7 protein-coding genes are annotated in these 7,638 nt (G+C 68.2%); 3 read left to right on the top strand and 4 right to left on the bottom strand.

What is annotated here, in order from left to right; all coding sequences use genetic code 11:
• Nucleotides 1-34 precede the first annotated feature (34 nt).
• Together D472_RS0103995 and groL are read left to right on the top strand one after the other, a co-directional pair.
• Complete coding sequence (locus D472_RS0103995) at nucleotides 35-313, top strand: ubiquitin-like small modifier protein 1 (RefSeq protein WP_017603212.1); 279 nt, start codon at nucleotides 35-37, stop codon at nucleotides 311-313.
• 413 nt (nucleotides 314-726) lie between these two features.
• Complete coding sequence (gene groL / locus D472_RS0104000) at nucleotides 727-2,358, top strand: chaperonin GroEL (protein ID WP_017603213.1); 1,632 nt, start codon at nucleotides 727-729, stop codon at nucleotides 2,356-2,358.
• A gap of 96 nt (nucleotides 2,359-2,454) precedes the next feature.
• On the opposite strand, the gene D472_RS0104005 is transcribed toward groL, so the two are convergent.
• Together D472_RS0104005 and D472_RS0104010 are read right to left on the bottom strand one after the other, a co-directional pair.
• Nucleotides 2,455-2,934: an NUDIX hydrolase gene (locus D472_RS0104005; RefSeq protein WP_017603214.1), complete on the bottom strand. Its 480-nt coding sequence runs from the start codon at nucleotides 2,932-2,934 to the stop codon at nucleotides 2,455-2,457.
• Nucleotides 2,935-2,995: 61 nt separating this feature from the next.
• Entirely contained in the window at nucleotides 2,996-3,376 is a 381-nt protein-coding gene (locus tag D472_RS0104010) for a hypothetical protein (protein ID WP_017603215.1), read from the bottom strand.
• Nucleotides 3,377-3,842: 466 nt separating this feature from the next.
• On the opposite strand from D472_RS0104010, the gene D472_RS28560 reads away from it, so the two are divergent.
• Nucleotides 3,843-4,130, top strand: coding sequence for a ribbon-helix-helix domain-containing protein (locus D472_RS28560; RefSeq protein ID WP_017603216.1), 288 nt, complete (start codon nucleotides 3,843-3,845; stop codon nucleotides 4,128-4,130).
• A gap of 547 nt (nucleotides 4,131-4,677) precedes the next feature.
• Here the strand turns inward: D472_RS28560 and D472_RS0104020 are convergent.
• Nucleotides 4,678-6,495: an ABC transporter ATP-binding protein gene (locus D472_RS0104020; RefSeq protein WP_017603217.1), complete on the bottom strand. Its 1,818-nt coding sequence runs from the start codon at nucleotides 6,493-6,495 to the stop codon at nucleotides 4,678-4,680.
• The coding region (locus tag D472_RS0104025) for an ABC transporter transmembrane domain-containing protein (protein WP_017603218.1) at nucleotides 6,492-7,638 on the bottom strand (1,147 nt) is incomplete at its 5' end. The genes D472_RS0104020 and D472_RS0104025, both read right to left, overlap by 4 nt.

Genomic DNA, 7,638 nt, shown 5'->3' on the forward strand with positions numbered 1-7,638 from the left:
CTTTCCACCCGCCGTACCCACCAGGAGACCACCCATGAGCGCCAGCGTCCGTGTGCCCACCATCCTGCGCACCTACACCAACGACGCCGCCGAGGTCACCGCCGAGGGCGCCACCCTCGCCGAGATCCTCGACGACCTGGAGAAGAACCACCCCGGGATCCGGGACCGCATCCTCGACGACAACGGCAAGGTCCGCCGTTTCGTCAACGTCTACGTCGGCGATGAGGACGTGCGCTTCGAGAAGGGATTGCAGACCGAGGTCGAGGACGGCCAGCAGGTCTCGATCATCCCCGCCGTCGCCGGGGGTTGCTGACCGGATCGGAACACCAGGGGGCGGGCGCCCGGTCCAGGCGCCCGCCCCCTGGTGTGTTCGAGGGGCCGGTTCCGGAACGGCGCACCGGGTAAGGGAGTCCCTGGTGGTGGCCTTGGCTTCGACCCGGCATCGGATGTTCGCCCAACGCTCAAAATGTCCGGAACGGGCATGTTCGCCCTGGCCGGGCCTGTTCCATGGGCTGCGAGAATCGTGACCACATCGTTTGCACTCTCCATGGGCGAGTGCTAAAAAGATGAGTGGTTAGCACTCACCCACATCGAGTGCTAATCGGATCGAGGCTGCGAGGCCAGCGAACCCCGACAGCAGGGTTGTCGTGGGGGAGATGGTCGTCCGTCGCGGGCGCACGCCTCGTCCCATCGCGTATCAGCCCGGTCACGGGAGGACAGAACTCAATGGCAGCCAAACTGATCGCGTTCGACGAGGAGGCCCGTCGCGGCCTCGAGCGTGGCATGAACCAGCTCGCGGACGCCGTGAAGGTCACCCTCGGCCCCAAGGGCCGCAACGTCGTCCTGGAGAAGAAGTGGGGCGCCCCCACGATCACCAACGACGGTGTCTCCATCGCCAAGGAGATCGAGCTCGAGGACCCCTGGGAGAAGATCGGCGCCGAGCTGGTCAAGGAGGTCGCCAAGAAGACCGACGACGTCGCCGGTGACGGTACGACCACCGCCACCGTCCTGGCCCAGGCCCTCGTCCGCGAGGGTCTGCGCAACGTCGCCGCCGGCGCCAACCCGGTCGGCCTCAAGCGCGGCATCGAGGCCGCCGTGGCCCGCATCAACGAGGAGCTCGGCAACCTCTCCAAGGACGTCGAGACCAAGGAGCAGATCGCCTCCACCGCCTCCATCTCCGCCGGTGACACCCAGATCGGTGAGACCATCGCCGAGGCGATGGACAAGGTCGGCAAGGAAGGCGTCATCACCGTCGAGGAGGGGCAGACCTTCGGGCTCGAGCTGGAGCTCGCCGAGGGCATGCGCTTCGACAAGGGCTACATCTCGCCCTACTTCGCCACCGACCTTGAGCGCATGGAGACGGTCCTGGAGGACCCCTACATCCTCATCGTCAACTCCAAGATCTCCAACAACAACGAGTTCCTGCCCGTTGTCGAGAAGGTCCTGCAGTCCGGTCGTCCGCTGATGGTCATCGCCGAGGACGTCGCCGACGGCGCCCTGCAGACCCTCGTGGTCAACAAGATCCGCGGCACCTTCAAGTCCGTCGCCGTCAAGGCTCCGGGCTTCGGTGACCGCCGCAAGGCCCAGCTCGGCGACATCGCCGTGCTGACCGGCGGCCAGGTCATCACCGAGGAGGTCGGCCTCAAGCTCGAGAACACCGAGCTGGAGTCGCTGGGCCGCGCCCGCAAGGTCGTCGTCACCAAGGACGAGACCACCATCGTCGACGGTGCCGGTGACGCCACCGCCATCGCCGGTCGCGTGAACGAGATCCGCAACGAGATCGAGCGCACCGACTCCGACTACGACCGCGAGAAGCTCCAGGAGCGCCTCGCCCGTCTGGCCGGCGGCGTGGCCGTCATCAAGGCCGGTGCCGCCACCGAGGTGGAGCTCAAGGAGCGCAAGCACCGGATCGAGGACGCCGTCCGTAACGCCAAGGCCGCCGTCGAGGAGGGCATCCTGCCCGGTGGTGGCGTCGCGCTGCTTCAGGCCAGCGTCCCCGCCTTCGCCAAGCTGGAGCTGGAGGGCGACGAGGCCATCGGTGCCGACATCGTGCGTCGCGCCATCGCCGAGCCACTCAAGCAGATCGCGATCAACGCCGGCCTCGAAGGCGGCGTCGTGGCGGACAGGGTCAAGAACCTGGACCCCGGGTTCGGCCTGAACGCCGCCAGCGGTGAGTACACCGACCTGTTCAAGGACGGCGTCATCGACCCGACCAAGGTCACCCGTTCCGCTCTGCAGAACGCGTCCTCCATCGCCGGTCTGTTCCTGACCACCGAGGCCGTCATCGCGGAGAAGCCGGAGAAGGCCGCGGCTCCCGCCGGCGACCCGACCGGTGGCATGGGCGGCATGGACTTCTAAGTCCAGGAGTATTGAGGTCCGGGTACGCGACCTCGCCCGCGACGACCGGGTGGTCCCCTTCGAGGGGCCGCCCGGTTTCGCCTTTTTCAGGGGCCTTCAGGGCGCGCCGGGTGAGCGACGGTCGAGCCACCGCCCCACGGCGTCCTTGACCTGCGGGGTGAGGTCGCTGTCGGCGTACGCTCCGGCGGGGAACCAGCGGAAGCCGGTGTGCTCGTCACAGAGCAGGACCGGGGAACCATCGTGCGGGCGGGCGAAGGTGAACTGGCGTTTGCGCAGGCCGTGCCGGGACACGTAGTCGAACCAGGCCACGAAGGGATCCAACCGGAGTGGGGAACCGGTGGGCAGGCCGATCTCCTCGCGCAGCTCCCGGGCCAGGCCGTCGAGGAGGTCCTCGTCGGGTCCGACCCCGCCGGAGGGCAGCCCCTCCGCGCCGGGGAACGAGGTGTCGTCGCTGCGGCGGCGCAACAACAGGATCTCGCTTCCCGCGTTCCGGTGAACGATGGCGCCCGCCGCGAACCCTTCGATGCCGTCCCGACGTGCCGCCTCGACGAGTGCGCGTGCGTTCGGGGTATCCATGAGGCGACGATAGCCGTCGGTGTCCGACCCCGGACCCCTACCGGGACCGGACACCGTGGGTTCAGCGAGCGCCGGTGATACGGAGAGCCGCCGCGAGGGCGATGAACCATGTACCTCCGGCGATCACCAGGCTGATCACCGGGGAAGCTCCGACGACGTGGGCCAGGCCGCCGGCTACGAGCGTGGGGATGGTGGTGGCGGCGAGAGCGAGAAGGGCCGCCAACGCCCTCTCGACCACGGAGCCGCTTTCCGCCTCGCCCTCGATGGCGCCCCAGGCGCCTTCCACTCCGATGCCGCCCTCCACCTTGTAGGCCACGGGGGTCCTGTCGAACTCCACGTCGGCCCGTACTCGTGGAGATTCGTCGTCGAGACGGATCTTTCTGGTGGGGCTGTCAACCCGAGTCTCCCGATGCCGCGAGAGCTGTTCCTCGGGTCCTCCCATACGCCAGACCTCCAACTATCGAGTTATCGAAGATGGTGTCCTCCTGGTCCGGCCGAGCCGGGCCGTTCGGCACCGCGGGGCGCCGGAGCGCCGAGTGTCCACGCTGTGAAGCCTACCACTCACTCACACGATGAACATACAATGCTCTAATGATGTATGTATTGACAGCATCGAGCATCAGCTTGCTAGACTCACCAGCATCGGATGAATGATGTGCAGAGTGGAGGGAACGGGATTGGCGCCGAACGGTGACGGAATTCGGAGAACCCCGAGCCGCCATGGACACGGGTCGCTTTCGCGTGCTCGCGGGTCCGTGGGCCGAACGCCCCGCACCGTACCCGCGACCGAACCCTCCTCCTCATCCGCGTGGACGAACAAGCGCTGTGCCCTGTCTTCTTCGTGGCCGCGTGCCCCGCGACTCTCCGCAGTTCGAGTCCGCCGCCGTCGAGTTGAACGAGGTTGTGTCATGTCACCCAAGAGCACAGGAAACGAATTGGCCGATGCCTCCGTGGGGCGCGGCCGCCCTTCCGGTCGTCGGGGCGGTGGGCAGTCGGCGCGCGTCACCGTCAACCTGACCGCACGCTCGGCCAAGGCCCTGGAGGAAGCCGTGGCCGCCACGGGCGATACCCAGACCGATGTCATCAACCGTGCCCTACAGGTGTACGCCTACCTGGAGGCCGCCATGTCCCAGGGCGACCGTGTCTACGTGGAGAACGCCGAGCGCCAAGAGCGCGAGCGCCTGCGTTTCTTCTGACCTGCTCCTTCCCTCCTACCTGGATCGAAGTGGTCCCTTGGCTCCTATGTCGATTCGTGCTGCCTGAAAAACACCTTCATGAGGGAATCGGTCTTGGTTCGTGAGCGCCGAGTGTCCACAACGCTCGCTCATGGCCGGGCGAGCCTTGATCTTTGAGGGAAGAGGAATGAGAGACAGGATGCTTCAGAAGCTCGGGTCGTGTCACGTCGAGTTTCCACAGGCTGTGGATGACCCGACCCACCAACGAGCGCGCGGGGCATGTCCAGAGGGTCCACGAACGCGCCGAGCCAGGTTCCCGGTCCGCCCCAGGTCGCCTGGCCCTACTACTGGACCTCCACGAGATCCAGCAGTGCCGAGCCTGGACGCGAACTGAACGCTCTCACAGCACCCCCGCCCGCTCTACGTGCGTGAAGTGCCAGGCCATAGGGGTGGGTGCCATGGGTGGCTCGGTGCGAGATCCAAGCGGAGAGAGATCGGAACCTTCTGTTGGCTCGGGACGAAACATGCCTCTGCGCTCGGTCGGACAGGCCGGGTCGATGAGTGGTGATCAGTCGCCGCCGTGCCAGGCGTGCCAGAGGGCGGCGTAGGACCCCTCCCGGGCCAGCAACTCTTCATGGGTGCCCAACTCGGCGATGCCCCCACCGTCGACCACCGCGACCCGGTCCGCGTCGTGCGCCGTGTACAACCGGTGCGCGATCGCCACCACGGTGCGGCCCGCCAACACTCCGGCCAGGGACCGCTCCAGGTGACGGGCCGAACGCGGATCGATCAACGACGTGGCCTCGTCCAACACCAGCACCTGCGGGTCGGCCAGCACCACCCGGGCCAGCGCCAACTGCTGCACGTGCGCCGGGTCCAAGGGCGCCTGGCCCGAACCCACCTTCGTGTCCAACCCCTCGGGCAAGGACCGCGCCCAGGCGTCGGCGCCCACCGCCTCCAAGGCCCGCCACAGGTGTTCCCGGTCGCCCTCCCTCTCCGCCAAGGCCAGTGCCAGGTTCTCGGCGATGGTTCCCCGGAACACGTGGCTCTCCTGGCTGAGCAGGATCACCCGTTCCCGACGCTCCTCCGGCGACAGCGCCGCCAAGTCCACGCCGCCGATGCGCACACTGCCCGAATCCGGCAGGTGCACCCCGGCCAGCAGCTTGCCGAGGGTCGATTTGCCCGCCCCACTCGGTCCCACCATCGCCAGGCGCTCACCCGGACGCAGGTCCAGGTCCACTCCGCGCAGTACCTCGTTGCCCGGGACGTATCCGAACCGCACCCGGCGCAGCTCCACGGTGCCGGGTTCGCGGGGCTCGGGAGCCCCTTCGGTGCGGGTGTCCTCAGCGGTCAGCCGCACCCCGAGCAACCGGCGCAGCGCCGTGAACCCCACCATCACGTTGTCGATCTGCAGGAGCATGTTGTCCAACGGCCTGGTCAACTGCACCGTGAGGAAGACCGCCGTGGCGATCTGTCCCAGCGACAGCTCTCCTTGGCCGAACAGCACGCCGGCGACCAGGAACGTCGTCGCGTAGGGAAACAGGTAGGAGAACTCCAACGGCGGATACCAGACGGTGCGCAGCCACAGGGTGTACCGCTCAGCCAGGTACGCGCGGTGCACGTCGGCGTCGGTCCGCAGGTCCTGCCATTCCTGACGGTCCAACGCCTCCAGGGTGTGCGCGCCCTCCACGGTGTCGCTCACGCCCTGGGTGAGCCGCGAGTACGTGCTCATCTCGGCGAGGTAGCCGTCCGGGGCCCGGCGGGCGTACCAACGGGTGGTCACCCAGATCAACAGCATGGACGGCACCCAGGCGAGCAACAACACGGGATGGAGCACGGCCAGGGCCACCATGATGACCAGTACCGTCACCAGGCCGGTGGCCATCACCGGCACCGACTGGCGCACCATGATGCTCAATGAGTTGATGTCCCGCCCGGTTCGGGAGACCAGGTCACCGGTCCCGGCACGTTCCACCCGCCCCAGGGGCAACCCGAGCACCGCGTGCACGAACTCCTCGCGTAACTCGGCCAGCAAGCCCTCACCGAAGCGGATCGACTGCGCCACCGCTCCCAACAGCAGGGCGGCGTTGACCAGCAGGGACACCACGATGACCACGGCCATGCCGTCGATACGCGCCGGGGTGGTGCCTTCACGGACGGCGTCGATGATCACTCCGAGCATCCACGGGGCGACCAACGCCGACGCGCCGGCCAGCGCGTACAGCGTCACCACCGACAGCAGCAGGAGGCCGTGTTCGCGAACGGCGCGACGCAATCGAAGCCACACCATCGAGGTGGAGGCCACTGGAAGGGAGCCCTCCTCCACCGGGGTGGTCGGCGGACCGGTGGAAACGATGTCGGAACGCGGATCGGTGGTCTGGCTCATACCCTCTCTCCCGCCGTGCGCAGGACGGTCGCGGCGTAGGAATCCAACGCGAGCAGTTCACGGTGGGTGCCCTCGGCCACCACACGGCCTTCCTCGACGAACTGGACGTGGTCGACCCGGTCCAGCAGCAGGGGGCTGGTGGTGACCACTCCGGTGGTACGGCCGGCCCGGGCCAAGGGGAGGCGTTCGGCGATCGTGGCCTCCGAATGGGCGTCCACGGCCGAGGTGGGCTCGACCAGCAGCAATACCTCGGGGTCCCAAAGCAGGGCCCGGGCCAGCCGGAGCCTTTGCTGTTGGCCGCCGGAGTACTCGTGGGCCCGTTCGGTGAGTTCCACGTCGAAACCTTGGGGGGACTGGGCGAGTACGTCCTCGGCAGCGGCGGCCCGGACCATCGTGATCAGGTGTTGGTCGGAGTGGACGCCGTCGGGGTCGAGTTCGTCGCGCAGCCTGCCGGAGAACAAGTGGGCGTCGTTGCCCGCGACCAGCACACGACGGCGGAGCTCTCGTAGCGGCAGCTCGCGCAGTAGTACGGAACGGTCGCCGACCAGTGCGGCCCCCTCGTCGTCGCGGTAACGTCCCAGCCGTTCGACGAGGACGCTCGCCTCGGCCGGATCGGCGCAGACCACCCCGGTGATCCGGCCGTGTTCGAGGAGCACCCCGCTCGTGGGATCGTGCAGGTCGCAGGGGTCGGTGGGAGCGTTCACCGGGGTGGCGGGGTCGGCGAGGTCATGCTCCAAACCCAGCACCCGCACCACCCGTGAGGCCGCGACCCGGGCGGTCACCAGGTCGGACGCCAACCGCATGAGGTGGCGCACCGCCGTGGCCAGGGCGCCGGTGTAACCGTAGAAGGCCACGAGCTGACCCACGGTGATCTCGCCGGCCAGGGCCAGCCGGGCGCCGTACCAGACGATGCCCACCAGCAGTAGCCCCGGATAGAGGGTGCGCGTGGCCTCCAGGGCCGCGTCCATCCATCCGACCCGGACCCCGGCGGCGCGCACCCGCTGGGACTCGGCCCGGTAGCGCTCGCCCACCGAACGCTCACCGCCCACGCCCCGCAACACGCGCAGGCCGGCGACCAGATCGGTGGCCCGGTTGGTCAGGTCGGCCTGCCGATCCCGGTGGACACGAGTGCGGCGGGTGGGG

Source organism: Nocardiopsis alkaliphila YIM 80379, assembly GCF_000341005.1.
GTDB classification, from domain to species: Bacteria; Actinomycetota; Actinomycetes; order Streptosporangiales; family Streptosporangiaceae; genus Nocardiopsis; species Nocardiopsis alkaliphila.

Excerpts from the sequence above, each read along its gene's own strand:
- D472_RS0104020 (WP_017603217.1), bottom strand. The coding sequence starts at position 6,495 with ATGAGCCAGACCACCGATCCGCGTTCCGACATCGTTTCCACCGGTCCG.
- D472_RS0104005 (WP_017603214.1), bottom strand. The coding sequence starts at position 2,934 with ATGGATACCCCGAACGCACGCGCACTCGTCGAGGCGGCACGTCGGGAC.
- D472_RS28560 (WP_017603216.1), top strand. The coding sequence starts at position 3,843 with ATGTCACCCAAGAGCACAGGAAACGAATTGGCCGATGCCTCCGTGGGG.
- D472_RS0104010 (WP_017603215.1), bottom strand. The coding sequence starts at position 3,376 with ATGGGAGGACCCGAGGAACAGCTCTCGCGGCATCGGGAGACTCGGGTT.
- groL (WP_017603213.1), top strand. The coding sequence starts at position 727 with ATGGCAGCCAAACTGATCGCGTTCGACGAGGAGGCCCGTCGCGGCCTC.
- D472_RS0103995 (WP_017603212.1), top strand. The coding sequence starts at position 35 with ATGAGCGCCAGCGTCCGTGTGCCCACCATCCTGCGCACCTACACCAAC.